Below are 26,931 nucleotides of genomic sequence, written 5' to 3' on the forward strand. Positions count from 1 at the left end.
TGTTTCACGTGAAACACCCCCACCCACCGGACTCAGTGCACGGCGCCGGCAGCCGCGTCGGCGGCGATGTGCTGGGTTCCGATGCGCTTGCGGAACACCCAGTAGGTCCAGCCCTGGTAGAGCATGACGATCGGAGTGGCGATGGCCGCGCACCAGGTCATGATCTTCAGGGTGTAGGGGCTCGATGAGGCGTTGCTCACCGTCAGGCTCCACTCGGCGTTGAGCGTGGACGGCATGACGTTCGGAAAGAGCGTCAGGAAGAGCATTGCGACCGCCGCCACGATGGTGACGCCGGAGAGCGCGAACGCCCATCCCTCACGCCCGGCCTGGTTGGCCATGAGCGCCGCGACGAGAGCGCCGACCGCCACCACCAGGGCGACCAGGCTCTTGCCATCACCCTGTTCGACCTGAGCCCAGCCGAGGAAGAGCAGCGCCACCACGGCGGTCACCAGTCCGGCCACCAGGGCCAGCCTCCGTGCCCGACGCCGGATGTCCCCGACGGTCTTGAGCGCCGTGAAGACCGCTCCGTGGAAGGTGAACAGGGCCAAGGTCACCAGTCCGCCGAGGAGCGCGAAGGGATTGAGCAGATCCCAGATGTTGCCCACGTACTCGAGATGCCGGTCGATCTTCACCCCCCGGACGATGTTGCCGAAGGCCACCCCCCACAGGAACGCCGGGATCAGCGAGGTCCAGAAGATCGCGGTCTCCCAGTTGCGCTGCCAGCTCTCCTCGGGCCGCTTCGCCCGGTACTCGAAGGCGACACCGCGCACGATCAGGCAGACCAGAATGGCCAGCAGCGGCAGGTAGAACCCGGAGAAGAGGGTCGCGTACCACTCGGGGAACGCGGCGAAGGTCGCGCCGCCCGCGCTGAGCAGCCATACCTCGTTGCCGTCCCAGACGGGGCCGATCGTGTTGATCAGTACCCGCCGTTCGGGCCGGTTGCGGGCCAGCAGCTTGGTGAGGATGCCGACCCCGAAGTCGAAGCCCTCCAGGAAGAAGTAGCCGGTCCAGAGAACCGCGATGAGGACGAACCAGACGTCGTGAAGTTGCATGAGGTGAGCGCTCCCTCGGCCTAGTAGGAGAAGGCCATCGGCTTGTCGGCGTCCCGGGAGTCGCCGCCGATCCTGGTGGGCGGGTGGAGATCGGACTCGGTGAGCTCCGGCGGTCCGGCCTTGACGTACTTCGCCAGCAGCTTGACCTCGATAACCGCGAGGATCGCGTAGAGCAGCGTGAACACGGTCATGGAGGTGATGACCTCACCCTGGGAGACCCCGGGGGAGACCGCGTCCCGGGTACGCAGCACGCCGTAGACGACCCACGGCTGACGGCCCATCTCGGTGAAGATCCAGCCCCAGGAGTTGGCGATGAGCGGGAACCCCAGGGTTCCTATCGCGATGCGCCAGTACCACGTGGTGAGCACCGGGCCGAGGGCCTTGTTCCTGAAGAGGACAAGATGCGGCACCTCGTCCTCACCGACCCGCAGATGCGGGGGCAGCAGGCACTTCTTGCGGGTGAGCCAGAGGCCGGCCAGACCCAGGGCGAAGGACGCCATTCCGAAGCCGATCATCCAGCGGAAGCCCCAGAAGGTGACGGGGATGATGGGGCGGTAGTCGCCGGGGCCGTATTGCTGCTGCTCCGCCTTGTTGGTGTCGTTGATGCCCGGGACATACGAACCGAAGTCGTCGTCGGCGAGGAAGGACAGCACGCCGGGCACGGACAGCTCGACGGAGTTGTGGCCCTTGCTCACATCGCCGTAGGCGAAGATCGAGAACGGCGCGGAGTCCTGGCCGTCCCAGAGCGCCTCGGCGGCGGCCATCTTCATCGGCTGCTGCTTGAACATCACCTTGCCGAGCAGGTCACCGCTGACCGCGGTGAGCAGACCGGCTATGACCACGGTGACCAGGCCCAGCCGCAGCGACGTCTTCATCACGGTGACGTGCTTCTTGCGGCGCAGGTGGTAGGCGGCGATACCGACCATGAACGCGCCACCCGTGAGGAAGGACGCGGTCAGGGTGTGGAAGGCCTGGGTGAGCGCGGTGTTCTGCGTGAGGACGTGCCAGAAGTCGGTGAGCTCGGCGCGCCCCTTCGCGTTGTTGATCCGGTAGCCGACCGGGTGCTGCATCCAGGAGTTGGCCGCGAGGATGAAGTACGCCGACAGGATCGTGCCTATGGAGACCATCCAGATGCAGGCGAGGTGGAGCTTCTTCGGCAGCTTGTCCCAGCCGAAGATCCACAGCCCGATGAAGGTCGACTCGAAGAAGAAGGCTATGAGGGCTTCGAACGCGAGCGGCGCCCCGAAGACATCGCCGACGAAGCGCGAGTAGTCGGACCAGTTCATGCCGAACTGGAACTCCTGGACGATGCCCGTGACCACGCCCATCGCGATGTTGATCAGGAACAGCTTGCCCCAGAACTTGGTCGCCCGGAGGTACTTCTCCTTCTCCGTCCGCACCCAGGCGGTCTCGAGGCCGGCCGTCAGCGCGGCGAGCGAGATCGTCAGCGGGACGAACAGAAAGTGGTAGACGGTGGTGATGCCGAACTGCCAGCGCGCCAGGGTCTCCGGCGCCAAGGCCAGGTCCACGTCGTCTTCTCCTTACGTCGCCGTGGTCACAAGCGGCAGCTTGCCCCCATTTGTCACACACATCAGGAGCAATCCGGGCGCGTTTGTGAACGCGTTCACATTCACAAGCAATTATGGCGCATACAGGTTCGAGGTTGAACAGGTGGGGGGTCCCTAAGAGGGGATCTCCAAGAGGGGGCTCAAAGAGGGCCCATCGGCCCCGGGCGCCTGCCGGCTTGAGGCGCGCATGCAAAGAGGCGGGCCGCCGTCCGGCGGCCCGCCTACCTGTCTGACCCCGGGGGCCTAGAGCTTGCTGCGGAAGCTCTCCGCCACCTTCACCAAGATGTCATTCGCCTCGGACTCACCGATCGTGACCCGCACCCCTTCACCCGGGAACGGTCGCACGACCACGCCGGCCTGCTCGCAGGCGGCCGCGAAGTCGACCGTGCGCTCCCCCAGCCGCAGCCACACGAAGTTCGCCTGGGTCTCGGGGACCGTCCAGCCCTGGCCGCGCAGTGCGTCGACCACGCGTGTGCGCTCGCACACCAGCGAGCCGACCCGGCCCAGCAGTTCGTCCTCCGCGCGCAGGGAGGCGACCGCCGCCACCTGCGCCAGCTGACTCACACCGAAGGGCACCGCCGTCTTGCGCAGCGCAGCCGCCACCGGCTCATGGGCGATCGCGAAACCGACACGCAGCCCGGCGAGGCCGTACGCCTTGGAGAAGGTACGCAGCACGCAGACGTTCGGCCGCTCGCGGTACAGCTCGACGCCGTCCGGAACCTGAACGTCACGAATGAACTCCCGGTACGCCTCGTCCAGCACCACCAGCACATCGCTCGGCACCCGGTCGAGGAAGCGCTCCAGCTCGGCCCGGCGCACGACCGTGCCGGTCGGGTTGTTGGGGTTGCAGACGAAGATCAGCCGCGTCCGGTCCGTGATCGCGTCCGCCATCGCGTCGAGGTCGTGCACCTCTCCCTGGGTCAGCGGCACCTGCACCGAGGTGGCGCCGCTGATCTGCGTGATGATCGGGTACGCCTCGAAGGACCGCCAGGCGTAGATCACCTCGTCGCCCGGGCCGCTCGTGGCCTGCAGCAGCTGCTGGGCGACACCGACCGAGCCCGTGCCGGTCGCGAGGTGGGACTGCGGCACACCGAAACGCTCCGACAGCTCGGACATCAGCCCCGTGCACGCCATGTCGGGGTAGCGGTTGAACGACCCGGCCGCCTCGGTCACGCTCTCCATCACGCCCGGCAGCGGCGGGTACGGATTCTCGTTCGAGGACAGCTTGTAGGCCACCGGGCCGCCGGATGCCGCAGGCTTGCCGGGCCGGTAGGTGGGGATACCGTCCAGCTCGGCACGCAGCCTCGGGCTCGTCTCGCTCACCGCAGTCCTCCTCGCACACGCACCGGCTCATGACCACCACCGGCTTCCAATGCTTCTCACCTTATGAGGATTCGGCGCCCCTGCGAATGGGGTGTGTACAACCGCTTCCGTCTCCGCGGCGCCGTCCAGGAAACCGGGCGCATCACCGTACGCACCCGAGCGCATCACCGTACGGACCCCGGGCGCGTCACCGTACGAACCCCGAGCACATCACCGACGAACCCGAGCGCACCGTATGAACCCGAGGATCACCCCGTACGCCCCCGGGCGCATCGCCGCACGAACCCGGACGCATCACCACAGGAAGGCGCACGCATCGGGGGGCGCGTCACCCTTTGTCGTACGCGCCGGTGGCTCACGCCGTGGCGCGCATCCCTCGTGAAGGTGAGTTGAGACCTCTTCGAAATATGGCGAACTTGGCAGGCTCATGCGTGCCGACACGTCACGTACTGACCTCGCGACGTTCAACTACCTTGCATTCGAAGGAATTTCACTACCTCCTGCCGTGCAGAAACGTGCCTGTCAACGCGTGCATATGCGTCCGCACTACCCCACCGCATGAGCCCTACTATCGGCTCGCCATGACAGCAGCAGGGAAGCACCAGGTGAGCCGCGCGGAGACCTCCCGCCGAGGCAGCCGGCCGGGCCGGGCGGGCATCAGAGACGTGGCCGCCGCCGCCGGAGTCTCCATCACGACCGTCTCCGACGCTCTCAACGGCAAGGGCCGGCTGCCGGACGCCACCCGACGCCATGTCCGCGAGGTCGCCGACCGGCTGGGCTATCGGCCCTCCGCCGCCGCCCGCACCCTCCGCACCGGCAAGTCGGGGCTGATCGGCCTGACCGTGACCACGTACGGGGATGAACCTTTCACCTTCACCGAGTTCGCGTACTTCGCGGAGATGGCGAGGGCCGCCACCTCCGCGGCGCTCGCCCGGGGCTACGCCCTGGTCATCCTGCCCGCGACCTCGCGCCACGACGTCTGGTCCAACGTCGCCCTGGACGGCACGGTCGTCATCGATCCGTCCGACCAGGACCCGGTGGTCAGCGAGCTGGTCCGGCAGGGGTTACCGGTCGTCTCCGACGGCCGGCCGGCCGGCTCCCTCCCCGTCACCGCCTGGGTGGACAACGACCACGAGGCCGCGGTCCTCGGCATCCTCGATCATCTGGCCGCCGCCGGCGCCCGCCGTATCGGACTGCTGACCGGCACCACGACGGACACGTACACCCATCTGTCCACGACCGCCTACCTGAACTGGTGCGAGCGCGTCGGACAGGATCCCGTCTACGAGGCCTATCCCGCCCACGACCCGTGCGCGGGCACCGTCGCCGCCGACCGGCTGCTGGCCCGCCCCGACCGCCCCGACGCGGTCTACGGACTCTTCGACCCGAACGGCACCGATCTGCTGGCGGCCGCCCGCCGCTACGGACTGCGCGTCCCCGAGGACCTGCTGCTCGTCTGCTGCAGCGAGTCCGCCGTGTACGCGAACACCGAGCCGCCCGTCACGACGCTCTCCCTCAAACCGCGCCGGATCGGTACCGCCGTGGTCCAGCTCCTCATCGACGCCATCGAGGGAATCGAGTCGGACCAGCCGGTCGAGCAGGTCATACCGACGGAGCTGATCGTGCGCACCTCGTCCCAGCGGCGTCAGCCCCGCACCACGGTCAGCCCGCCCCGGTCGCCCGAGCAGGGATAGCCCGTCGGTGAGCCACGGGTGGCGCACAGGCCGCCCGGGAGGGTGACGCGCTGGTTTCCCGCGGGCGGGTGACGTGCCTGGTCGCAGCAGGGAAAGCCCCGCCCATTTAGGGCGAAAGCCGCGGTGACCGGTGGTCCTTCCCCGATTCACCACCCCTGGGTCATCACATGGCGCGATCCGCATTCCTATGATGGGCCCACGACACCGCGGACCGCTGCGACCAGGCAGTCCGATGCGGTGCAGATGCGGCGCGATGGTGGAGGGGTCGATGACTCAGGGGGCCGGTCAGGGACCCGAGGCGGAACGGACGGCGACGTTGCGCGACTTCCGGGTGCCCGCGTACGTCCACGAGACCGGTCCGTACGCGCAGAGCACGCCCCCCGGAGAGGTCACCGGACCACCCGCGCAGCCGGAGGCGTACCCCGACGGCTACTCCGACGCGTACACCCCCACCGAGCGGGACCTCCCGGTCATCAACCGCGGTGACACGCAGGTGGCCATCGACCCGGTCTCCGTCCCCGCCGCGCCCCCCGCCGAAGGGCCCGGACCGCTGTTCGTGGTCGGAGACGTCCACGGCTATCTGGACCAGCTCGTCGCGGCACTCCAGGAAAAGGGCCTCATCGACGCCCAGGGCCAGTGGTCCGCGGGCACGGCGCGGCTGTGGTTCCTCGGGGACTTCACCGACCGCGGACCCGACGGCATCGGTGTGATCGACCTGGTGATGCGGCTGTCCGCGGAGGCGGCCGCGGCCGGCGGCTACTGCAAGGCGCTCATGGGCAACCACGAGCTGCTGCTGCTCGGCGCCAAACGGTTCGGCGACACGCCCGTCAACTCCGGCGCGGGCACCGCCACCTTCCAGGCGGCCTGGCTGCTCAACGGGGGCCAGAAGACGGACATGGACCGCCTGCAGGACCACCACCTTCAGTGGATGGCCCGTCTCGACGCGGTGGAGGAGGTCGACGGACATCTTCTGGTCCACTCGGACACCACCGCCTACCTCGACTACGGCGACTCCATCGAAGCGGTCAACGACACCATCCGCGAGACGCTCACGCGCAATGACGCGGACGAGGTCTGGGATCTCTTCCGGAAGTTCACCAAGCGCTTCTCCTTCCGCGACGAGGGCGGCGCCGACGCCGTACGGTCCCTGCTGCAGACCTACGGCGGCAGGCGGATCGTCCACGGCCACAGCCCCATCCCGTATCTGCTCGGCGAGGTCGGCTCGGAGGACGGCGAGGACGGCACGGGTCCGGTCGTCGAAGGCCCGCACGTCTACGCGGACGGTCTGGCGATCGCGATGGACGGCGGTGTGACCATGGCCGGGAAACTGCTGGTCCAGCAACTTCCGCTGGACGACTGAGGTTTCGACGGGACGGCTTCGCCCGGCGGTGACCGTCCCAGGCGTGCCCGAACCGAGGGGGCAATTTCCGGAAACCCCCTGTCACCGTGTGCCGTCACGGTTCTACCATCGGCTTATCCGTAGCAGGCTCCCCTCCGTTTCTGCCCGACGGCTCGTCAGCATGCCGAGCCACAAGCCCTACGGAGCATCGGGGGATGCACATGAACAGCGTTCCGCAGCACCTGCTGAGCGAGGACCGCCAGGACTACGAGCGGATCCTCGGTGAGGCGCTGCGCTCCGCACCACACCGCCCGGATCTGGCCGCTGTGGGACAGCGGCTCAACCCCGAACAGCTGCGCACCATGGCGCTGAACGCGACCGCCCTCATCACCGAGGCGGCGGCGGCCGAATACCAGCACTATGTGCAGGTCCGCGAGGAACTGCGCCGGCCGGCGCCGTCCGCCCCGCCCGTCCGGGAAAGCACCGAGGAAGACGACTCCGCGGAGCCGGATGCGGACGGCCAGGGGCTCGCCGCCACCATGTCGGAGGCCGCGGCGAGCGCCGGAGCGGGTGCCGTCGCCGCGGTCCTCGCCCCTTTCCTCGCCGGTGCCGCCGCGGCGATCTTCCTGCTCGTCGGCTACATCCTCAAGATGGTCAACCCCGACCAGGCGTTCGCCCGGACCCTCCTGACCACCGGGTGGGTCTTCGGCGCGGTGACCGCGGCGGCGATCCTGGTCGCCGCGATCGGCCTGCTGCTGACCGCCCTGCGCAACAACTCATCGGCGCGGGACACCGACGCCCGGAGCGAGTTGATCATGGAGGTGGCCCGGGCCCGGGAGGCCTGGCACGAGGCACTGCTGGAGCGCGGCATCCTGCCGTTCCTCCGCGAGGCCCTCGCCGACCCGGGCACAGCCGCGATGAGCCACAAGGCACCGGAACCGACCCCCAGCCGCATGCCGCACCTCGGCTACGACCGCCCGGGGTTCAGCAGCCCCGACAGCGGCCCCGCCGCGGGCCCTCGCCCCAGCTTCAGCAGCCCGGACTTCACCAGCCCGGACTTCGGAGGCCCGGAACACCAGCCGGAGTGAGGGACCTCGACCACCGAAGCCGGCCCGCGTTCTCTCGATGGAGTGCGGGCCGGAACTTCGCCCAGGGACCTGTCCCGGCTCCCGGCACCGCACGGCGGCGGATCACTCCACGATCGGCAGGTACACCTGGTTCCCGCTCGCCGCGAATTCCTTCGACTTCTGGAGCATCCCCTCGGCGATCTCCTCCGCCGTCGCACCCGCGGCCGCCTCACCGCCGAACCGCTCCGTGATGCTCTGGCTGATCTTCATGGAGCAGAACTTCGGACCGCACATCGAGCAGAAGTGGGCCGTCTTGGCGGGCTCGGCGGGAAGGGTCTCGTCGTGGAAGTCACGGGCTGTGTCCGGGTCGAGGGCCAGGTTGAACTGGTCCTCCCAGCGGAATTCGAAACGCGCGTCGGACAGCGCGTCGTCCCACTCCTGTGCGCCCGGGTGCCCCTTGGCGAGGTCGGCCGCGTGGGCGGCGATCTTGTACGTGATGACGCCGGTCTTGACGTCGTCACGGTTGGGCAGCCCCAGGTGCTCCTTGGGGGTGACGTAGCAGAGCATGGCCGTGCCCCACCAGGCGATCATCGCGGCGCCGATACCGGAGGTGATGTGGTCGTACGCCGGCGCGATGTCCGTGGTCAGCGGGCCGAGCGTATAGAACGGAGCCTCATCGCAGATCTCCTGCTGAAGGTCGATGTTCTCCTTGATCTTGTGCATCGGGACGTGGCCCGGGCCCTCGATCATGGTCTGTACGTGGAAACGCCTCGCGATGCGGCCGAGCTCCCCGAGAGTACGCAGCTCCGCGAACTGCGCCTCGTCGTTCGCGTCCGCGATCGAGCCGGGCCGTAGGCCGTCGCCCAGCGAGTAGGTGACGTCGTAGGCCGCGAGGATCTCGCAGAGCTCCTCGAAGTTCTCGTAGAGGAACGACTCCTTGTGGTGCGCGAGGCACCACGCCGCCATGATCGAGCCGCCGCGCGAGACGATGCCGGTCTTGCGGTTCGCCGTCAGCGGTACGTACGCCAGGCGCACACCCGCATGGACCGTCATATAGTCCACGCCCTGCTCGGCTTGCTCGATGACCGTGTCTTTGTAGATCTCCCAGGTCAGCTCCTCGGCCTTGCCGTCGACCTTCTCGAGCGCCTGGTAGAGCGGCACCGTGCCGATGGGTACGGGGGAGTTGCGCAGCACCCATTCACGGGTGGTGTGGATGTTGCGGCCGGTGGACAGATCCATGACCGTGTCGGCGCCCCAACGGGTCGCCCAGGTCATCTTCTCGACCTCCTCCTCGATGGAGGAGGTGACCGCGGAGTTGCCGATGTTCGCATTGACCTTCACCAGGAACCGCTTGCCGATGATCATCGGCTCGATCTCCGGGTGGTTGACATTGGCCGGCAGCACCGCGCGGCCCGCTGCGATCTCCTCGCGGACGACCTCGGGAGAGACGTTCTCCCGGAGGGCCACGAACTCCATCTCCGGTGTGATCTCCCCGCGACGCGCGTACGCGAGCTGCGTCACCGCGTTGCCGTCGCGGCCGCGGCGCGGCTGGCGCGAGCGTCCCGGGAACACCGCGTCGAGATTGCGCAGGCCCCCACGCGGCGACGTGTGCCTGATTCCGTCGTCCTCGGGACGGACGGGGCGGCCTGCGTATTCCTCGGTGTCTCCGCGAGCGATGATCCAGTTCTCCCGCAGCGGCGCAAGGCCCCTGCGGACATCGGTTTCGGCGACCGGATCGGTGTACGGGCCGGAGGTGTCGTACAAGGTGACCGACCGCCCGTTGGTGAGATGCACCTGCCGGACCGGCACCCGCAGATCGGGGCGCGAGCCCTCGATGTACGCCTTGTGCCAGCCGATGGACTTCCCGGCCTCCTGGGGCTCTTGGCCCTGGACGGAGGCAGGCGTGCGTGCGTCCTTGTTGGTCATGAGACCTACTCCCTACGCCGGCATTACCCGGTAACAGGTTCAGCGGTCGACGCAGCAGTTCCCGCCGCCGATGTTCCACGTGAAACATCGCGTTGCGGAGGTCAGCGCCCTCTCAGCCCGGTGCTCCGAGCTCCCGCGTGTGCAAAGGTACTTTCACGCTAGCGTCTGATTGGGCAAGCTGAACAGTGGGCCTCAGGCGTTCCTGCGATGATCGGGCGGTGACACCTCCCTCACATCCCCCCGCGCGCTCAGCGTCCGAGCCGCTTCCCGACCATGGCCCGGGCGGCGGACACGTCCACTCCCACAGTCACAGTCATGGCCCCGCCGCCCCGGTGTCACGGCATCTGCGCAGAGTCATCGCCGCGATCCTCATCCCGTTCACGGCGGCGGTCGTGGTCGGGCTCGTGGTGCTGTGGCCCGGCGGCGTGCCGCCGCACAATCGTTCCGGCGTCGGGTTCGACCGGCAGACCCAACAGGCCACGGTCACCACGGTCGTGGCGGTGGACTGTACATCCGTGAACGCCTCGGGCGGGCCTCCGAACGGGAACGCGCCCACCGGCGGCGGTTCGGCCCCACAGCGGCCGGACGGCACCTGCAAGAAGGCGACGGTCCGCGTCGACACAGGCAAGGACAAGGGCCGCACCTTCACTGAGATCGTCCAGCCGGACCAGTCACGGCAGTTGCACGAGGGCGAGAAGGTCGTGGTCGCATACGAGCCCTCCGCGCCCAAGGAACTTCAGTACTCGGTGACCGATGTGGACCGAAAGTTCCCCATGGCCCTGCTCGCCGGCATCTTCGCCGTCGCGGTGGTGGTCGTGGGCCGGATGCGCGGGGTCATGGCGCTCGTCGCGCTGGCCGTCAGTTTCCTGGTGCTCAGTCTCTTCATCCTGCCCGCGATCCTGCAGGGCGCGAATCCGCTGCTCGTGGCCGTGGTCGGGTCGAGCGCCATCATGCTGATCGCCCTGTACATGTGCCACGGTCTCTCGGCCCGTACCTCCGTCGCGGTACTCGGCACGCTCATCTCCCTGTCGCTGATCGGCGTACTGGGCTCGGAGTTCATCGACTGGGCCGCGCTGACCGGCAATACGGACGACAACACCGGTCTGATCCACGGGCTGTACCCGCACATCGACATGAGCGGTCTGCTGCTCGCCGGGGTCATCATCGGTTCGCTCGGCGTCCTCGACGACGTGACCGTCACGCAGACATCCGCGGTCTGGGAACTGCACGAGGCCAACCCCTCGATGGGCTGGCGCGGTCTGTACCGTGCGGGCATCCGCATCGGCCGCGACCACATAGCCTCGGTCGTCAACACACTCGTCCTGGCCTATGCGGGCGCGGCCCTGCCCCTGCTGCTGCTCTTCTCGATCGCCCAGAGCAGCGTGGTCTCGGTCGCGGGCAGCGAACTGGTCGCCGAGGAGATCGTGCGCACGCTGGTGGGCTCGATCGGGCTGGTCGCCTCGGTGCCGGTGACGACGGTCCTGGCCGCCGTCGTCGTCTCGGCCGACCGCCCGGGCAGAGCCGACGCCACCCCGGCTGCGGTGGCCCCGGCCCGTGCGGGGAGAGGGCGCCGCCGCAAGCGCTGAGACGTCCCGGACCGGTATGACGCCCCAGCAGAAGCGTTACGGCGCCGCGCGCCCTCAGCCTGCGCTCTGCTCCTCCGCCAGGATCCGGTCCAGCGCCTCCTCAAGATGCGCATCGAAGTCGGCGAGTGATCCCTCCTGCCCGAGCGGCACCAGCTTGTCGGTGCGGTCGAGGAACGCCACCAGGGGTGCCGCACCCGACCGGAACACCGCCCGGTCGCCGCCCACCTGGAGCCGGATCAGCACATCACCGAAGGTGTCCGGCTCGGCGGGCGCGATATGCACATCGCCGTCGCCGCACGGCCGGCCCACCCCGTCCACCAGCAGCTCACGACCGAACGCCCAGGTCACGGGCGCGTCCCCGGGCAGATGGAAGGTCAGACGCACCGCATAGGGATCACAGGTTTCGTAACACAGCTCCACCGGAATGCGGAAGGAGAGCTCCTCGGACACGAGAAAGCTCATCATGACCTCTGCCTGCACCGACTCGCGCATCGTCTACCCCGTCAGTAGCCGTCGACTGGCCAGGAATGATCCCCCTGACACCTGCTGGAAGTTTGCTGAACGTACATGGCGGATCACAAGGAGTGAGTTTTCAGATGCTGATAGAGAGGGCGAGTGTCCCTAGCAGTCCGCCGGTCTCCGCCTGCAGCCGACGGGCCGCCGGCAGCAGCCGGTGGGCTTGGTGGGAGGGCAGGGAGATGGCCACCGCCGCGGCCGTCGAGCCGACGGTGAGGGGGATCGCAGCGCAGGCCGTACCCAGCGTGTACTCCTGGCATTCGATGACGGGTTCCCCCGGTTCCACGTGCTCCAGACGGCACTCCAGGCTGCGGTTGTCACGCACCGTGTATGGAGTGAGCGGCTGCACCGGATAGCGGTCGAGGTGATCGCGCCGGGCCTCTTCGTCGAGCTGCGACAGCAGGCACTGACCGATCGCGTGTGCATGGCCGGTCTCCCGGAAGTCGGCCCATCCCCCGACGGCCGGACCGCCCGGGCCGGCGGCAACACCGAGGACCTCGATCTCACCCTCGCGGTAGACCGCGTAGTAGACCGGGACACCGATCGAATCACGCCATTGTGCGAGCGCTTCGTTCATCATGGTGCGACGTTTCTGCTGGGCCGCGGTGCCACTCAGCCGCTCGGCTGCCTCCCCGAGGAAGAACAGGCCCTTCTCCCGGCGCAGATAGCCCTCGTGGGTCAGGGTGCGCAGGAGGTGGTACGCCGTGGGCAGCGCGAGGCCGACCTCACGGGCCAACTGCTTGGCGGGGGCCCCGTACTCGTGCTCGGCGACGGCCTCCAGCAGCCGCATCGCACGCTGCACCGATCCGATGAGGGTGGTGGACTGCGCCGCCGCGGGCGGAAGGTGCTCTTCCGCCGGGGAGGCACGCCGCTGCGCGGGTGGGGCGGACGACTGTGCAGGTGCGGTGCCAACCGTGGCCAAAGGTCACTCCCGGAGCACGAGGTGGCCTCCCGTGCGGGGACACGGGAGGGGATGCACCGCGCGCGGGGCCGCCGCGCGCCGGGCTCCGGACTTTAACGGCCGCCCACCGGCCGCCGACGGCGTCACCGGGAAAACTTCCCTCGCCCGAGGGAACCTCAGGTTCCTGTTACCGGCGCCCTGTTGCCGACCGCCGGGCCGGTCCCCTGCCGCCCCGTGAAGCCGCCCTCCGCCCGATGCGCTCCGTGGGGCTCACCAGTCGCCGCGTGACGACGAACTCGACATGAACTTCCGTACGACGTAGATCAGTCCGCCGACCAGAGCGACGAAGAGCAGCACCTTGAACAGCAGCTGGATGACGAAGCTGACGACGGTCGCTATCACACTGCCGAAAACCACCAGGGCGATGACCGGCACCGCGATCCACTTCACCCACCACGGCAAACCCGCGAAGAACTCTCGCATCGCCCTCGTCCTTGTCTGTCCGCCCGTTGCCCCGCGTCCTTTTGGGGGGCTCCGCAACCGGGTCCTTCTGTCCTGCCTCGATGCTAGGACCGCGAAGGGGCGGATCGCGGAACTCGCGCCCCTTGTCCTCCCCTGATCGTTCCCCTAGGGAACCCCGAGACGGGTCTCAGCTCTCCGGTGGAGAGAACACCACCAGAACCCTCAGGTCCTCGGTGATGTGGTGGAACTTGTGGGCGACCCCGGCGGGCACGTAGACGACGCTTCCGCGTGCGACCTGGGTGGTCTCCAGGCCCACGGTGATCGAGGCGCGGCCGCTGGCGACGAAGTACACCTCGTCCTGATGGTGTGGCTTCTGCGGGTCGAGGTCGCCGGCGTCGAGCGCGTACAGGCCGACCGACATGTTCCGCTCCCGCAGGAACTGCAGATAGGCGCCGTCGTTGGCGGCACGCTCCGCCTCCAGTTCGTCCAGCCGGAAAGCCTTCATCGCTCCTGCCCCTCCTTGCTCGGCCTTGCTCACTATTCGCCTCTGATCCCGTCTGCCACGATCAGACACATGAAGAATTTCGTAGTCAAGACGATCGCCAACGCCGGGGCCCTCGCCGTCGCCGTATGGCTGCTCGACAAGATCACCCTGACGGGTTCCGGCACGGCCAAGAAGGTCGGCACGCTCATCGTGGTCGCGCTGATCTTCGGGCTGGTGAACTTCCTGGTCAAGCCGGTGGTGAAGGTACTGACCTTCCCCCTGTTCATCCTGACGCTCGGGCTGATAACCCTGGTGGTCAATGCTCTGATGCTGCTGCTCACCTCCTGGGTGGCGGGCAAACTGGACCTGAGCTTCCATGTCGAGGGCTTCTGGACCGCCGTCCTGGGTGGCCTGATCATTTCGATCGTCTCCTGGGCGCTGCACATGGTGCTTCCCGACGACGAGGACTGAGTGACCGCATGACCTATCGCGTCTGCTTCGTCTGCACCGGCAACATCTGCCGCTCGCCGATGGCGGAGTCCGTGTTCCGAGCCCACGTGACGGAGGCCGGTCTCGACGAGCTGGTCGAGGTCGACAGCGCGGGTACGGGCGGCTGGCACGAGGGCGACGCCGCGGATCCGCGCACCGCCGCCGTGCTGGAGGAGAACGGCTACGGCAGCGTGCACACCGCACGTCAGTTCCAGCCCTCCTGGTTCTCCGGGCTGGACCTCGTGATCGCCCTGGACTCCGGCCATCTGAAGGCCCTGCGCCGTCTCGCCCCCACACCGAAGGACGCGGCCAAGGTCAGGCTTCTGCGTTCGTACGACCCGGCCGCCGACGGCGACCTCGACGTGCCCGACCCGTACTACGGCGGGGTGGACGGGTTCGAGGAGTGTCTTGAGATGGTGGAAGCGGCGAGCCCCGGACTGCTCGCCGCGGTACGAGAGCAGGTGGAGGGACGGGCGGCATGAGCACAGGGGACCCGGGGGCTGCGGCCGCGTCCGGCGCGCGGACCGGCGACGGCACGCGGGGCATCGGCGACGGCACGCGCGCGGTGCGGGCGGGGCTGCCCGAGCCGGTCAAGCACGAGCCGACCCTGCCGGGCCCGGTCTTCGCCGCGCACTTCCACCTGCCCGGCGAGCCGACCGGCCCGTACGCCTATGGGCGGGACGAGAATCCCACCTGGACGCATCTGGAGCGCGCCATCGGCGAGTTGGAGGCGCCCGGCGAGGAGGGCGTCGAAACGCTCACCTTCGCCTCCGGCATGGCCGCGATCTCGGCGGTCCTCTTCTCCCAGCTGCGCGCCGGCGACACCGTGGTGCTGCCCTCGGACGGCTACCAGGTACTGCCGCTGGTGGGCGAACAGCTGACCGCGTACGGCATCGACGTGCGCACCGCGCCGACCGGTGAGGACGCCCAGCTCGGCGTCCTCGAGGGCGCGAGGCTGCTGTGGATCGAGACTCCGTCCAACCCCGGACTCGACGTCTGTGACGTGCGGCGACTCGTGGCGGCGGCCCAGGCGCAGGGCACCCTCGTCGCCGTCGACAACACCCTGGCGACGCCGCTCGGCCAGCGGCCCCTGGAGCTGGGCGCCGACTTCTCCGTGGCCAGCGGCACCAAGATGCTCACCGGGCACGGTGACCTCCTGCTCGGATACGTGACATCCGGGAATGCCGAGCCGATGGCCGCCGTACGGCGCTGGCGCAAGATCGTCGGAGCGATCCCGGGTCCCATGGAGGCCTGGCTCGCGCACCGCTCGCTGGCCACCCTGCGGCTGCGCGCGGACCGGCAGTCGGCCAACGCGCTGACGGTCGCCGAGGCACTGCGCGGCCGGCCCGAGGTGACCGGGCTGCGGTACCCGGGCCTGCCCGACGACCCCTCGCACAAGATCGCCGCGCGGCAGATGCGGCGCTTCGGATGCGTGGTGTCGTTCTCGCTGCCGACACGTGCGCGTGCCGACCGCTTTCTGGACGCGCTCCGCCTCGTCGACGACGCGACCAGTTTCGGAGGAGTGCGGTCCACCGCCGAGCGGCGTGGGCGCTGGGGCGGCGACGCGGTCCCGGAGGGTTTCATCCGCCTGTCCGTCGGTGCCGAGGATCCCGAGGATCTGGTGGCCGATGTGCTGCGTGCGCTCGACGAGTCGGCGGAATGACCACGTCCTGAGCCGTGCCCCCGCTCCGGCTACGCACATCCGGGGAGGCGATGCGGTCCCCCGGACGGCTCTTCTACGCACAACGGACGGTCCGAGCCTCCCCCCTCGTGGCTCGGACCGCCCCGGTTCCGCGCTTGAAGAACCGCGCAGCCAAGGCTAGTTGACTCTGTGTCAGTGTCCAATCACGCTAGCGACAGAGACCTATCGACTTATTTATAGTTGGCACGGTCGCGGGGTGCCGGGAGGGGAGGGAACATCATGGATCTGGCCCTGCTGCGCACCTTCGTGACGGTGCACCGGGCCGGTTCCTTCACCCGCGCCGCGGCACTCCTCGGCCTCTCGCAGCCGGCGGTCACCTCCCAGATACGCACCCTCGAACGGCAGCTGGGCCGTCCCCTCTTCCTGCGCCAGGCCCGCGGCGTGACCCCCACGTCCATCGGCGACGAACTGGCGCACAAGGCCGCCCCGCATCTCGACGCCCTGATCGAGATCGCCGAGACCGGCCTCGACGAGCAGTCGTCGTTGCGCACCCTCCATCTCGCGGGGCCGCCGGAGTTCACCGCCGAGCGCGCTCTGCCCGCGCTGGCCGAGCTGACCGACGGGGACGGCCAGGGGCTTGCCCTCCGCGCCTCCTTCGGGAACGCCGACGAGACGCTGGAAGGGCTCGCCGCCGGGCACCACGACCTGGCCATCACCACGGCCCGGCCACGCGGCGCCCTGCTCACGGCGACCCCGCTCTGCGACGAGGAGCACGTCCTGGTCACAGCCCCCCGCTGGGCCAACCGGATCGGTCGCGGCAAGGTGCGCCTCGGGGGCGCGCACCTGCTGGAGAACCTTCCGGTGGTGGAGGTGCACGAGTCGCTGCCCTTCGTCTCCCGCTACTGGGCCTCCGTCTTCGACTCCCGGCCGGCCGCCTCCGGCACGGTCGTCGTCCCCGATCTGCGGGCGGTTCTCGCCTGTGCCGCCACCGGAGCCGGGCTCGCCGTGCTTCCGCGCTACCTCTGTGTCTCCGCTCTGGAGCGGGGCGAGATCGTGGCCCTTCATGAACCGGCGGTGGCCCCGTTGCGGACGTACTTCCTGGTGGTCCGTACCGGGACTCTCGCCATGCCCCACATCGCTCGCGCCTACGAGTGGCTGCTGCGGTCCGCGGCCGGCTGGGGCTGAGACGCGGAGTCCGGGCACGGCGCGGTCGACTGCCACGCCCGGCACCGGGTCCACCCACTGGTCACTTCGATGTCGACTCCAAGTGGGGTGTGGGATGTTTCACGTGGAACAGGCTGGGCCACATTTCACCCATGACCGTTCGCCCCGTGGTCAAGCGCACTGCCCGCGCCATCCTGCTGGATGGTGACGACCTGATTCTGATCAAGAGGACCAAGCCCGGAGTCGATCCGTACTGGCTCACGCCGGGCGGCGGGGTCGAGCCGACGGACGCGACCGTTGTCGACGCGCTCCACCGCGAAGTGCACGAAGAACTCGGGGCAAAGATCGTCGATGTGGTCCCCTGCTTCGTTGACACGGTCGAGCACATCGGCGAGAACGGCGGGGCGACCGGCGTGAAGGTCCAGCACTTCTTCGTCTGTCGTCTCGAGTCCATGGACGAGCGCCTGCGGCACGGCCCCGAGGTCGAGGAGCCCGCCGGCGAGTACGAGATCGTACGAGTGCCCTTCACCCGAGTCGGCATCGCGTCCGTCCATCTCGTACCGCTGTCGCTCCGGCACTATCTGGACGGCAACATCGAGGGTGTACGCGCGATGCACGCGCCCGACCTGGGCTGACGCCGCGGAGGACGCCCATCGGACGTTGTCCGGGAGCCCTCGGCGGACCGTGGCCTTACGAGGCCCCTCCGCCGGCCAGGACCAGTTCCTCCACCGAGTCGTGACGGATGCGTTCCGAGGGAACACCGATGTGCCGGAGCGCGTCCACCCCGCTGCGGATCATGCCGGGCGGACCCGAGAGATACGCGTCGTACTCGTTCCACGGTCCCCACTCTCGGATGGCGTCCGGAAGCCGTAGCTGTGTCTGCTCGTCGACGACCGGGCGGACCGAAAGCCAGGGGTGGCTCTGCTGCATCCGCAGCAGGGTGTCGATGTCGTAGAGATCGTGGCCGGTCCGGGCCCCGTAGAAGACCTCGACCAGGCGCCGCTCACCGTGCTCGACGACGTCCTCGACCAGGGCCTTGATGGGCGCGATCCCCGTGCCGCCGCCGAGACAGAGCAGTCCGCTGTCCGTGGTGTGGTCGACGGTCATCGTGCCGGCGGGCGGACCGAGCCGGATGATGTCGCCGGGGCGGGCCCGATGGACCAGCGCATTGGACACCCAGCCCGCCGGGACCGCCTTCACATGGAAGGTGAGCAGTCCGTCGGGGCGCGGCGCCGAGGCGAAGGAGTAGTGGCGCCATACCCGCGGCCACCACGGGGTCTCGACACCGGCGTACTGACCGGCCAGGAACGGGTACGGCTGGTCGGGACGGACCGTGATCACCGCGACGTCCGGCGTCCGGAGGTCGTGCGAGACGACCTCCGCGTACCACCAGGCCGGGGCCAGCAGCTCGTCCGCGGCCGCCGCGTCGATCATCACCTGGGAGATGGTCGTGTACGTCCGCACCCAGGCCGCCTCGGTCTCCTCGTCCCAGATCGCACAGGCGTACTTGCTCAGTGCTCCGATGAGGCACTCCCCGACGGCCGGGTAGTGCTCGGCCCGGGTGCCGTACTTGCGGTGCCCGCGGCCGAGGTTCTTCAGATAAGCGACCAGCACCTCGGTGTTGTCGATGTGCTCGGCGGTGGTCAGCAGCGCCTTGAGGAGCCGGTCTCGCTGGGTGTCCATCGCGGCGGGGAACAGCGACCGAAGATCGGGGTGGCGTACGAACAGCAGCGCGTAGAAGTACGAGGTGACCTTGTCGGCCACGGGTCCGACTTCGGCCATGGTCCGGCGGACGAGCACGGCGTCGGAGGAGGTCCGGGGATCGGGTGCCGATCGCAGGACGGGGACGGGTGGCGCAGGACGGCCCTCGGGCTGCGGACCCCCGGAGGTCCGGGTCTCGTTCGGGGAGACGGCGGGGGCGACTGCCCCGGGGGACGGTTCCGGTTGGGCGAGAGGGAGGTCCGGCGACGCGGTCCCTGGTGCGGCACGGCGTATTCGCGACTGCTCGGTGTCCGCATCCGGCGTGTGCCGGCCGACAGGGCGCATCGCCGCCAGGCGGCTGCCTTCGGGTATCTCCTGGTCTTCGCTCGGGAGTGTCTGGGGCTTTTTGCGGGGCGTGAACCAGCCGCCCCCGCCGCCGCCACCGGACGGGCCCTTGTCGGCCGACGTGGTGGTCGGAGCGTCCATGGTGTGCCTCGCCTCGAACATCTTTCGGTGGTCTGCGCACTTACCCCTGTCGGCGGGCGTCGGTTTCCTCGCCGAAGGCCTTGCTCTTTTCCCCGTTCAATCGCTGAGAGTCGATGCGGCCACATTCGGCTCGCGTTCCCGTCGCGTACGGACATGTGAGGCGAGAGTGTGACATCGGCCGCGGTACTCGGACCGCAGCATCGCACTCCGGACTCCGGCCCGGCCGTGTAACAGAAAATGCGAGTCTTCGATCTCTCCGTCCCGTTAGGCTGCATTGGCCTGCGTTCACAACGGCGGAACACACGCGCATCACGCCGGACGCGAACCGGACTCGACCCTACCGGCCGCCGTCTCCTACACAAGTGCGCCGTTGAGCCGGCGCCGAAGAACGGTCGTCCAGGGCAGGCAATTCCCTCAACTGCCATGGGCTGTCCAGCAATTCAGGTGGCTGCTCCGAAACGGCCGGGATCCGGCCCCTCACCGTTTCACGTGAAACGCCTGCCCTTGGGGTGTGATGGAAGACGACATGGCTTGAAGCGTGCCCGTTCGACCAGAAACCGGTGGACGACGATGGCCCCTGTCGTACAGCCTGACCTGCGTGTCGACACCTCCCCTCAGTACTCTGCCCATCCGCCGTCTGACGCCTCGCGATCTCAGCGCCTGCGCCGACTTGTCCGAGGATCGGGGGTGGCCCCGGGAGGAACACAAATGGGGTCTGCTCCTGGCCGCCGGCAGGGGATACGGCATCGACGACCCCGGGGGCGGTCTTGTCGCGGCCTGCGTAGTGACCGAATACGGATCGCGGTACCGTCCGGACCTCTGCGGCATCGGCATGGTGCTCGTCGCCCAGCGACATGCACGCCAGGGGGTGGGCCGTCGGCTGATGCGCCATGTGGTGGCGGAGAGGGGCGTCACCCCGCTCACGCTGTACGCGACCCCGTACGGCCGGCCCCTCTACGAGGAGCTCGGCTTCAAGGTCACCGGCAGTTCCGAGATGGTGCTGGGGCGCTTCGCGGCCGGTGGACCGCCATCCCCCGTCGGCACCCGCCCGGCCACCGGGGAGGACCTCGCCGCGCTCGTCCGGCTGGACGAAGAGGTCTTCGGTGCCGACCGCACCCATGTGATCACCCGGCTGCCCGCCTTCGCCGACCAGGTGCGCATCGCCGAGGAGGGCGGGCGGATCATCGGGTACGCGGCCGCATGGCCCAACATGGACACGCATGTCGTGGGCCCGCTCATCGCCCGCGACACCGAGACGGCCAAGGCGCTGGTCGCGTCTCTCGCCGCCCACACCGACCGCCCGCTGCGCACGGACGTCGATGTACGGCACGAGGACCTGCTGGCCTGGCTGAAGGAGCACGGGCTCTCCACCGTCGGTGTGAACGCGGTCATGACGTATGGAATCCCGGATCTGCCCGGTGACTGGACGCGGCGCTTCGCTCCGGTCACGGTAGCGGCGGGCTGAGCCCGGAGGCGAGGCAGAACCTGGGAGACGAGGCAGAGCCTGGGGAACGGGGCAAGGCTGACAGGGGCGCACACTTGCATACGCCTTATATTTGCCAAGGCTGTATATTGCGATGGTGCCCTATCCTGGGCGGGAGCCGCCCCGGCACGGAGGAGAACGCCATGACAGCGACGGACCCCGCGCTCACCGCCCTCGCTCAGGGCTGGTGCGCCCTCTCCCTGCTGCACGGGAGAATCGAGGCTCATATCGAGCGAGCCCTGCAGGCCGGGCACGGGCTGAGCGTGCGGGAGTACTCCCTGCTCGATGTGCTCAGCCGGCAGCACGGCGGTGTGGGCGGCATGCTGCAGATGAAGCAGGTCGCCGAAGCGGTGGTCCTCAGCCAGAGCGCCACGACCCGGCTGGTCACCAGGCTCGAGGACCGCGGACTGCTCGCGCGCTACCTCTGTCCGACCGACCGCCGCGGTATCTACACCAACGTCAGCGAAGCAGGTCTCAAGCTCCTCGAAGAGGCCCGCCCCACCAATGACGCCGCTCTGCGCGAGGCGCTGGACGAGGCGGCGAGGAACCCAGAGCTGGAGCCCCTCGTCCGCGTGGTCGAGTCGCTGAACGTGCCTTCCTGGAACCGCCTGCTCCCCGCACACCCGGAAACGCCCGGTCCCGCATAGGCTGCGGACATGGGAGATCTTGAGGTACGACGCGTCGTCGCTGATGACATCCCCGCGGTCGTCGCCATGCTCGCGGACGATCCGCTCGGCGCCCAGCGGGAGTCACCGGACGACCTGACTCCCTACCTGGCCGCACTGGACCGGGTGAACAGCGATCCGAACCAGCATCTGGTGGTGGCCGTCCGCGACGGAAGCGTCGTCGGCACCCTTCAGCTCACGATCATCCCGGGGCTGTCCCGGAAGGGTGCGACCCGCTCCGTCATCGAGGCGGTACGCATCCACGCCGACGAGCGCGGCAGCGGGCTCGGTACTCGGCTCATCGAGTGGGCCATCGAGGAATCCCGGCGCCAGGGCTGCCAGTTGGTCCAGCTCACCTCCGATACGAGTCGCACCGACGCCCACCGCTTCTACAAGCGTCTCGGCTTCGATGCCTCACACGTGGGCTTCAAGCTCCAGCTCTGACACGGCGCCTAGCCGATCCCTCGCCATCCCTCCGGATCCACCCCGCCGGGCACCGGAGCGCCCTCGTCATACGGCTGACGCGTGAAGACGAACGATCCGAGGTCCAGATGACTGACGGACCCGTCCGCACGCCGCACGGCCTGCAGGCGCTCTCCGGTGTAGTAGCCCTCCAGCCCCGTCCATGTACCGTCGCCGTTCGCCCGGAAACGCGAGCGCCGGCCCGCACCGGTCAGCGGCTCCAGGGAGACGATCCCGTCCGCCGTGTAGCGCAGGGCGAATCCCTGCGTCCCCCAGTACCACTGCCCCGCCAGCTCCAGCACGGCCGGATCCACGTCCCTCAGCGGGCGCCAGGGCCCGGGGATTCTGGGTTCGGCCTCGGCCACGACACGGACGAGGTCGGCCGCCACGACCGACAGCAGAGGGCCGGAGGTGCAGTTGGCCAGCACGACGGCTGCGACATCGTCCTCCACGCTGAGCGTGAGGCAGGCGAGAAACCCCGGCAGGGACCCTGTGTGCCCCACGAGGAGCCGCCCGCCCGAGCTCCGGATCTCCAGCCCCAGGCAGTAGGCGTAGCCGGCCGCGACGTCCGCGGCTTGGGGCGGAGCCGCCGGAGTGCGCATCTCCAGGAGCGATGCGGCGCTCAGCACCCGGTCGTCGCCCTTGGCCAGGAAGGCCGCGAAGCGCGCCAGATCCCCCGTGGTGGACCAGAGCTGTCCGGCCGGGGCCATCCGGCCGAGGTCTTCGGCCGGCTCCGGCAGCATGACATCGGCCCAGGGATGCACCGCCCAGCCGCCCGTGTGCGGTGCCTGCGGTTGCGTACTCGTGCGATGCAGGCCCAGGGGCTCCAGCACTTCGCGTCGTAGCACCTCTTCCCACGGGGCTCCGCGCAGCTCCTCGACAAGCGCCCCTAGCAGGGTGTAACCGGGGTTCGAGTAGTGGAACCCCCGGCCGGCCGCTTGCAGGAGCGGCTGTGGGCCGAGCACGTCCGCGAGTTCCGGGCGCATCGAGCCGGGTGTGCGCTCCCACCACGGAGCGGGCGACTCCGCCGCCAGCCCGCCCGTGTGCGCAAGCAGCTCGGCAATGGTCGCCTCCCCCGCCCCCGTGCCGGGCAGATGCTTCTCCAGCGGGTCCCCGAGATCCAGAATGCCCTCGTCGCGCAGCCGCATGACGAGAACCGCCGTGAACGTTTTGGTGATCGAGCCGATCCGGTACTGCACGTTCTCGTCCGGGGCGTGACCGTCCACGGAGGTGCGCGAGCCGTGCCACACCGTCCGGCCGTCCCGGACGACCGCTGCGACCAGTGAGGGCGCCCGCCCCTCGGCCTGGGCCACGGCGATGCGATGCAGCAGGGCACGGCGTGTGGCGGGTAGCAGTTCTTCCTGCGATGTCGTCATGGCACCCAGTCCACCTGCCAGGGAATCCCGCGTCGAGCCCATTTCCCCGGCGTCTCCGCGTCCAGGTGGGGCGGCATCGCGCACCACCGTGGCCCGCGCGGCGAATCGGCCGGTGGCGAAGGTGCGCTCCGGATAGGGCCCGAGCGAGGCCTGCCAACGCTTCTTGCGGCTGAGGCCGTGCCACGGAATCCGAGACCGTACGGGGGCCGGCTCAGGTCTGGGCCATGTCCACAAAACGGGAGTAGTGGCCCTGGAAGGCCACGGTGATCGTGGCAGTGGGGCCGTTGCGGTGCTTGCCGACGATGATGTCCGCCTCGCCCGCGCGCGGCGACTCCTTCTCGTACGCATCCTCGCGGTGCAGCAGGATCACCATGTCGGCGTCCTGCTCGATCGATCCGGACTCACGCAGGTCGGACACCATGGGCTTCTTGTCCGTCCGCTGTTCGGGGCCTCGGTTGAGCTGTGAGAGCGCGATCACCGGCAGCTCCAGCTCCTTGGCCAGCAGCTTCAGGTTTCGCGACATCTCCGAGACCTCCTGCTGCCGGCTCTCGGACCGCTTGGAGCCCGACTGCATCAGCTGCAGATAGTCGATGACGACCAGCTTCAGGTCGTTGCGCTGCTTGAGGCGGCGGCACTTGGCACGGATCTCCATCATCGACAGGTTCGGCGAGTCGTCGATGTAGAGCGGCGCGGCGGAGACATCCGGCATACGGCGCGCGAGACGGGTCCAGTCCTCGTCCGTCATCGTGCCGGACCGCATGTGGTGCAGGGCCACGCGTGCCTCGGCGGACAGCAGTCGCATGGCGATCTCGTTACGGCCCATTTCGAGCGAGAAGATCACGCTCGGCAGGTTGTGCTTGATGGACGCCGCGCGTGCGAAGTCCAGGGCCAGCGTCGACTTACCCATGGCGGGACGGGCCGCGATGATGATCATCTGGCCGGGATGCAGACCGTTGGTGAGCTGGTCGAGATCGGTGAAGCCGGTCGGCACACCGGTCATCTCCCCCGAGCGTGAACCGATCGCCTCGATCTCGTCGAGGGCGCCCTCCATGATCTCGCTGAGCGGCAGGTAGTCCTCGGCCGTCCGCTGCTCGGTGACCGCGAAGATCTCGGCCTGGGCGCTGTTGACGATCTCGTCGATGTCGCCGTCGGCCGCGTATCCCATCTGCGTGATGCGCGTGCCGGCCTCGACCAGCCGGCGCAGAACCGCGCGCTCGTGCACGATCTGCGCGTAGTACTCGGCGTTCGCCGCGGTCGGGACCGTCTGTACCAGGGTGTGCAGATACGGGGCGCCGCCGACCTTGGTGATCTCGCCCCGCTTCGTCAGCTCGGCGGCGACCGTGATGGGGTCGGCCGGCTCGCCCTTCGCGTACAGATCGAGGATCGCCTGGAAGATCGTCTCGTGTGCGGGCCGGTAGAAGTCATGGCCCTTGAGGACCTCGACGACATCCGCGATCGCGTCCTTGGACAGCAGCATGCCGCCGAGGACCGACTGCTCGGCGTCCAGGTCCTGCGGCGGTACGCGCTCGAAGGATGCGCCTTGGCCGTCCCAGGCGCCGGTGTCGTCACCGCGGTCGTGCTGCTCTTCGCGGCCTCGGCCGCCGTCACGGCCCCGGCGGGAAGCGGGAACACGATCACTGGGACCGCTGTCGGCCCACGGATCGTCCAAGGGCTCGGAAATGCTCACCGGGCCGCCTCCTCCCGTCCGCCGCGCGGACCTCGCCGTGCCCCTCATTTCTAGGGCACGGCACTGACAAAGCGAGACGCCCAGCTCCGGTTCAGACGCGTCTTTTTCGCGCGCTTTCCAAAGGCGGAGGGGGAGCGGGCGCCGCACCACGTTAGGCCCGTCGGCAGCGTCAGCCAATCTGGTTATCCACAGGCCATGTGGACGACGGCCCCGATGCTGTGGAGAACTCCGCAAAACCTGTGCACGACACGGTGGACAGCCCTGTGAACAAGCCCTCAGCCGATCCGGAGAACCCCGCCTGAGCTGCATCTTTCCCGTCCACCGGCTGTGCAGAAGAAAAACTTCCCCAACCGGATCAAGATCACCGCGAAGGGTACACGGGACCGCGCCCCGCGCCAGCCACAGTAAGGGACACTACCGCTTTGCATCGCTTACCTGTGGACGATTAGATTGGTGGCCATGACACAGACTCCCGCGCCGCCCGGCGCCGCCCGCCGGCATGACCGGGAGATCATCGGCCTGGCCGTTCCGGCCTTCGGCGCACTCGTAGCGGAGCCCCTGTTCGTGATGGCCGACAGCGCGATCGTCGGCCATCTCGGCACCGCCCAGCTCGCCGGGCTCGGTGTCGCCTCGGCACTCCTCACCACCGCGGTGAGCGTCTTTGTGTTCCTCGCCTATGCCACGACGGCCGCCGTCGCCCGCCGCGTCGGCGCCGGCGATCTGCGGGCCGCCATTCGCCAGGGCATGGACGGCATCTGGCTGGCATTGCTGATCGGGGCGGCGGCCATCACCGTCGTGCTGCCCACGGCGCCCGGCCTTGTGGAGCTCTTCGGCGCTTCCCAGACGGCTGCGCCCTATGCAACGGCCTACCTGCGGATCTCGACGCTCGGTATCCCCGCCATGCTGGTCGTCTTCGCCGCGACCGGCGTACTGCGGGGCCTCCAGGACACGAGGACACCGCTGTACGTCGCCGTCGCCGGCTTCGTCGCCAACGCCGCCCTCAACGCCAGCCTCGTCTACGGGGCCGGATGGGGGATCACCGGGTCCGCGTGGGGCACCGTCATCGCCCAGTGCGGCATGGCCGGTGCCTATCTGTATGTCGTCGTCCGCGGCGCCCGTCGGCACGGTGCCTCGCTGCGGCCGGATGCGGCGGGCATACGCGCCTGTGCCCAAGCCGGAGTGCCCCTGTTGGTGCGGACGCTCTCGCTGCGGGCGATCCTGGTGATCGCGACGGCCGTTGCCGCCCGGCTGGGAGACGCGGACATCGCCGCGCACCAGATCATTCTGTCGCTGTGGAGTCTGCTCGCCTTCGCCCTGGATGCGATCGCCATCGCCGGGCAGGCCATCATCGGACGGTATCTCGGAGCAGGTGATACAGAGGGCGCCCGTGAAGCGTGCCGCCGCATGGTCCAGTGGGGAATCGCCACCGGACTTGCTCTGGGACTGCTGGTTCTCGCGGCCCGTCCGCTCTTCCTGCCGTTGTTCACCGGTGACCCGGCCGTCCACCGCACGGCCCTGCCCGCACTGGTCCTCGTGGCAGTCTCCCAGCCCGTCTGCGGCGTGGTCTTCGTGCTGGACGGCGTCCTGATGGGTGCGGGCGACGGCCCGTATCTCGCCTGGGCGATGCTGCTGACCCTGGCCGTCTTCGCTCCTGTGGCCCTGCTCGTCCCGGCCCTCGGCGGCGGACTCACCGCGCTCTGGGCGGCGATGACGCTGATGATGACCACACGGATGGCCACGCTGTGGCTGCGTGCCCGTTCGGGCCGCTGGATGGTGACGGGTGCGACGCGCTGAGCGAGACCAAGGCCCAACCGGTGTCCTCCTGTTTCACGTGAAACGGGGCCCGTTTCACGTGAAA

The 26,931-nt window shown here is 68.9% G+C and carries 24 protein-coding genes; 13 read left to right on the forward strand and 11 right to left on the reverse strand.

Going from position 1 to position 26,931, the window contains the following annotated elements:
* Positions 1–32: 32 nt before the first annotated feature.
* The 3 genes from cydB to hisC all read right to left on the reverse strand — a co-directional run bounded on the left by cydB (position 33) and on the right by hisC (position 3,943).
* Entirely contained in the window at positions 33–1,052 is a 1,020-nt protein-coding gene (gene cydB, locus LZ604_RS17780; RefSeq protein WP_234516229.1) for a cytochrome d ubiquinol oxidase subunit II, read from the reverse strand.
* Between the two features lie 20 nt (positions 1,053–1,072).
* Positions 1,073–2,581 carry a cytochrome ubiquinol oxidase subunit I gene (locus LZ604_RS17785; RefSeq protein ID WP_234516231.1) on the reverse strand — a complete coding sequence of 503 codons (1,509 nt, stop codon included), beginning with the start codon at positions 2,579–2,581 and terminating at the stop codon, positions 1,073–1,075.
* Positions 2,582–2,863: 282 nt separating this feature from the next.
* Positions 2,864–3,943, reverse strand: a complete 1,080-nt coding sequence (gene hisC / locus LZ604_RS17790) for a histidinol-phosphate transaminase (protein WP_234516233.1) — start codon at positions 3,941–3,943, stop codon at positions 2,864–2,866.
* A gap of 581 nt (positions 3,944–4,524) precedes the next feature.
* Between hisC and LZ604_RS17795 the strand changes: the two genes are divergently transcribed.
* From LZ604_RS17795 to LZ604_RS17805, 3 genes are all read left to right on the forward strand, one after another.
* Positions 4,525–5,637 carry a LacI family DNA-binding transcriptional regulator gene (locus LZ604_RS17795; RefSeq protein WP_234516234.1) on the forward strand — a complete coding sequence of 371 codons (1,113 nt, stop codon included), beginning with the start codon at positions 4,525–4,527 and terminating at the stop codon, positions 5,635–5,637.
* A 253-nt stretch (positions 5,638–5,890) separates the two neighbouring features.
* Positions 5,891–6,997 carry a metallophosphoesterase gene (locus LZ604_RS17800; protein ID WP_267971503.1) on the forward strand — a complete coding sequence of 369 codons (1,107 nt, stop codon included), beginning with the start codon at positions 5,891–5,893 and terminating at the stop codon, positions 6,995–6,997.
* 194 nt (positions 6,998–7,191) lie between these two features.
* Positions 7,192–8,064, forward strand: coding sequence for a hypothetical protein (locus tag LZ604_RS17805; RefSeq protein WP_234516237.1), 873 nt, complete (start codon positions 7,192–7,194; stop codon positions 8,062–8,064).
* 102 nt (positions 8,065–8,166) lie between these two features.
* Here the strand turns inward: LZ604_RS17805 and thiC are convergent, their stop codons facing one another.
* Entirely contained in the window at positions 8,167–9,969 is a 1,803-nt protein-coding gene (gene thiC, locus LZ604_RS17810; protein ID WP_234516238.1) for a phosphomethylpyrimidine synthase ThiC, read from the reverse strand.
* Positions 9,970–10,187: 218 nt separating this feature from the next.
* Between thiC and LZ604_RS17815 the strand changes: the two genes are divergently transcribed.
* On the forward strand, positions 10,188–11,555 hold the full coding sequence (locus tag LZ604_RS17815; RefSeq protein WP_372482154.1) for a YibE/F family protein: 1,368 nt from the start codon (positions 10,188–10,190) through the stop codon (positions 11,553–11,555).
* Between the two features lie 54 nt (positions 11,556–11,609).
* Here LZ604_RS17815 and LZ604_RS17820 read toward each other — a convergent pair whose 3' ends face one another.
* The 4 genes from LZ604_RS17820 to LZ604_RS17835 form a co-directional block, all read right to left on the reverse strand.
* Entirely contained in the window at positions 11,610–12,047 is a 438-nt protein-coding gene (locus LZ604_RS17820; RefSeq protein ID WP_234516241.1) for an SsgA family sporulation/cell division regulator, read from the reverse strand.
* Positions 12,048–12,147: 100 nt separating this feature from the next.
* Positions 12,148–12,993 carry an IclR family transcriptional regulator gene (locus LZ604_RS17825; protein WP_267971504.1) on the reverse strand — a complete coding sequence of 282 codons (846 nt, stop codon included), beginning with the start codon at positions 12,991–12,993 and terminating at the stop codon, positions 12,148–12,150.
* 249 nt (positions 12,994–13,242) lie between these two features.
* The gene (locus tag LZ604_RS17830) at positions 13,243–13,455 is read right to left on the reverse strand and encodes a DUF5326 family protein (RefSeq protein WP_234516242.1); all 213 of its coding nucleotides are present in this window, start codon (positions 13,453–13,455) and stop codon (positions 13,243–13,245) included.
* 166 nt (positions 13,456–13,621) lie between these two features.
* Positions 13,622–13,939 (reverse strand): cupin domain-containing protein, encoded by a 318-nt coding sequence (locus tag LZ604_RS17835; RefSeq protein ID WP_234516244.1) that lies wholly within the window; start codon positions 13,937–13,939, stop codon positions 13,622–13,624.
* 69 nt (positions 13,940–14,008) lie between these two features.
* On the opposite strand from LZ604_RS17835, the gene LZ604_RS17840 reads away from it, so the two are divergent.
* From LZ604_RS17840 to LZ604_RS17860, 5 genes are all read left to right on the forward strand, one after another.
* The gene (locus LZ604_RS17840; RefSeq protein ID WP_234516246.1) at positions 14,009–14,389 is read left to right on the forward strand and encodes a phage holin family protein; all 381 of its coding nucleotides are present in this window, start codon (positions 14,009–14,011) and stop codon (positions 14,387–14,389) included.
* Between the two features lie 8 nt (positions 14,390–14,397).
* Positions 14,398–14,889: a low molecular weight protein-tyrosine-phosphatase gene (locus LZ604_RS17845; RefSeq protein WP_234516248.1), complete on the forward strand. Its 492-nt coding sequence runs from the start codon at positions 14,398–14,400 to the stop codon at positions 14,887–14,889.
* The gene (locus LZ604_RS17850) at positions 14,886–16,070 is read left to right on the forward strand and encodes a cystathionine gamma-lyase (RefSeq protein WP_234516249.1); all 1,185 of its coding nucleotides are present in this window, start codon (positions 14,886–14,888) and stop codon (positions 16,068–16,070) included. Before LZ604_RS17845 ends, LZ604_RS17850 begins: the two co-directional genes overlap by 4 nt.
* A gap of 258 nt (positions 16,071–16,328) precedes the next feature.
* Positions 16,329–17,234: a LysR family transcriptional regulator gene (locus LZ604_RS17855; protein WP_234516251.1), complete on the forward strand. Its 906-nt coding sequence runs from the start codon at positions 16,329–16,331 to the stop codon at positions 17,232–17,234.
* Between the two features lie 131 nt (positions 17,235–17,365).
* Positions 17,366–17,848 carry an NUDIX domain-containing protein gene (locus tag LZ604_RS17860; RefSeq protein ID WP_234516252.1) on the forward strand — a complete coding sequence of 161 codons (483 nt, stop codon included), beginning with the start codon at positions 17,366–17,368 and terminating at the stop codon, positions 17,846–17,848.
* A gap of 55 nt (positions 17,849–17,903) precedes the next feature.
* On the opposite strand, the gene LZ604_RS17865 is transcribed toward LZ604_RS17860, so the two are convergent.
* Positions 17,904–19,400: a globin domain-containing protein gene (locus LZ604_RS17865; RefSeq protein WP_425577886.1), complete on the reverse strand. Its 1,497-nt coding sequence runs from the start codon at positions 19,398–19,400 to the stop codon at positions 17,904–17,906.
* A gap of 598 nt (positions 19,401–19,998) precedes the next feature.
* Here LZ604_RS17865 and LZ604_RS17870 point away from each other — a divergent pair.
* The 3 genes from LZ604_RS17870 (at position 19,999) to LZ604_RS17880 (ending at position 21,992) form a co-directional block, all read left to right on the forward strand.
* Positions 19,999–20,865 carry a GNAT family N-acetyltransferase gene (locus LZ604_RS17870; protein WP_234516255.1) on the forward strand — a complete coding sequence of 289 codons (867 nt, stop codon included), beginning with the start codon at positions 19,999–20,001 and terminating at the stop codon, positions 20,863–20,865.
* Positions 20,866–21,026: 161 nt separating this feature from the next.
* Positions 21,027–21,530 carry a MarR family winged helix-turn-helix transcriptional regulator gene (locus LZ604_RS17875; RefSeq protein ID WP_234516257.1) on the forward strand — a complete coding sequence of 168 codons (504 nt, stop codon included), beginning with the start codon at positions 21,027–21,029 and terminating at the stop codon, positions 21,528–21,530.
* A 9-nt stretch (positions 21,531–21,539) separates the two neighbouring features.
* Positions 21,540–21,992 (forward strand): GNAT family N-acetyltransferase, encoded by a 453-nt coding sequence (locus LZ604_RS17880; RefSeq protein WP_234516258.1) that lies wholly within the window; start codon positions 21,540–21,542, stop codon positions 21,990–21,992.
* 8 nt (positions 21,993–22,000) lie between these two features.
* On the opposite strand, the gene LZ604_RS17885 is transcribed toward LZ604_RS17880, so the two are convergent.
* Positions 22,001–23,386 carry a serine hydrolase domain-containing protein gene (locus LZ604_RS17885; protein WP_234516259.1) on the reverse strand — a complete coding sequence of 462 codons (1,386 nt, stop codon included), beginning with the start codon at positions 23,384–23,386 and terminating at the stop codon, positions 22,001–22,003.
* Positions 23,387–23,597: 211 nt separating this feature from the next.
* Complete coding sequence (gene dnaB / locus LZ604_RS17890) at positions 23,598–25,073, reverse strand: replicative DNA helicase (protein WP_234516261.1); 1,476 nt, start codon at positions 25,071–25,073, stop codon at positions 23,598–23,600.
* A 459-nt stretch (positions 25,074–25,532) separates the two neighbouring features.
* Here dnaB and LZ604_RS17895 point away from each other — a divergent pair, with 459 nt between their 5' ends.
* Positions 25,533–26,867: an MATE family efflux transporter gene (locus LZ604_RS17895; protein WP_234516262.1), complete on the forward strand. Its 1,335-nt coding sequence runs from the start codon at positions 25,533–25,535 to the stop codon at positions 26,865–26,867.
* Positions 26,868–26,931 lie beyond the last annotated feature (64 nt).

It is taken from the genome of Streptomyces glomeratus (assembly GCF_021462825.1).
Classification (GTDB): Bacteria; Actinomycetota; Actinomycetes; order Streptomycetales; family Streptomycetaceae; genus Streptomyces; species Streptomyces glomeratus.

What these genes read in the sequence shown, in the direction of transcription:
- LZ604_RS17850 (WP_234516249.1), top strand. Translation starts at nt 14,886, where the DNA reads ATGAGCACAGGGGACCCGGGGGCTGCGGCCGCGTCCGGCGCGCGGACC.
- LZ604_RS17860 (WP_234516252.1), top strand. Translation starts at nt 17,366, where the DNA reads ATGACCGTTCGCCCCGTGGTCAAGCGCACTGCCCGCGCCATCCTGCTG.
- LZ604_RS17880 (WP_234516258.1), top strand. Translation starts at nt 21,540, where the DNA reads ATGGGAGATCTTGAGGTACGACGCGTCGTCGCTGATGACATCCCCGCG.
- LZ604_RS17820 (WP_234516241.1), bottom strand. Translation starts at nt 12,047, where the DNA reads ATGCGCGAGTCGGTGCAGGCAGAGGTCATGATGAGCTTTCTCGTGTCC.
- LZ604_RS17895 (WP_234516262.1), top strand. Translation starts at nt 25,533, where the DNA reads ATGACACAGACTCCCGCGCCGCCCGGCGCCGCCCGCCGGCATGACCGG.
- cydB (WP_234516229.1), bottom strand. Translation starts at nt 1,052, where the DNA reads ATGCAACTTCACGACGTCTGGTTCGTCCTCATCGCGGTTCTCTGGACC.
- LZ604_RS17845 (WP_234516248.1), top strand. Translation starts at nt 14,398, where the DNA reads ATGACCTATCGCGTCTGCTTCGTCTGCACCGGCAACATCTGCCGCTCG.
- LZ604_RS17855 (WP_234516251.1), top strand. Translation starts at nt 16,329, where the DNA reads ATGGATCTGGCCCTGCTGCGCACCTTCGTGACGGTGCACCGGGCCGGT.
- LZ604_RS17795 (WP_234516234.1), top strand. Translation starts at nt 4,525, where the DNA reads ATGACAGCAGCAGGGAAGCACCAGGTGAGCCGCGCGGAGACCTCCCGC.
- LZ604_RS17840 (WP_234516246.1), top strand. Translation starts at nt 14,009, where the DNA reads ATGAAGAATTTCGTAGTCAAGACGATCGCCAACGCCGGGGCCCTCGCC.
- LZ604_RS17805 (WP_234516237.1), top strand. Translation starts at nt 7,192, where the DNA reads ATGCACATGAACAGCGTTCCGCAGCACCTGCTGAGCGAGGACCGCCAG.
- LZ604_RS17875 (WP_234516257.1), top strand. Translation starts at nt 21,027, where the DNA reads ATGACAGCGACGGACCCCGCGCTCACCGCCCTCGCTCAGGGCTGGTGC.
- LZ604_RS17830 (WP_234516242.1), bottom strand. Translation starts at nt 13,455, where the DNA reads ATGCGAGAGTTCTTCGCGGGTTTGCCGTGGTGGGTGAAGTGGATCGCG.
- LZ604_RS17885 (WP_234516259.1), bottom strand. Translation starts at nt 23,386, where the DNA reads ATGACGACATCGCAGGAAGAACTGCTACCCGCCACACGCCGTGCCCTG.
- thiC (WP_234516238.1), bottom strand. Translation starts at nt 9,969, where the DNA reads ATGACCAACAAGGACGCACGCACGCCTGCCTCCGTCCAGGGCCAAGAG.
- LZ604_RS17835 (WP_234516244.1), bottom strand. Translation starts at nt 13,939, where the DNA reads ATGAAGGCTTTCCGGCTGGACGAACTGGAGGCGGAGCGTGCCGCCAAC.
- LZ604_RS17865 (WP_425577886.1), bottom strand. Translation starts at nt 19,400, where the DNA reads ATGGACGCTCCGACCACCACGTCGGCCGACAAGGGCCCGTCCGGTGGC.
- LZ604_RS17800 (WP_267971503.1), top strand. Translation starts at nt 5,891, where the DNA reads ATGGTGGAGGGGTCGATGACTCAGGGGGCCGGTCAGGGACCCGAGGCG.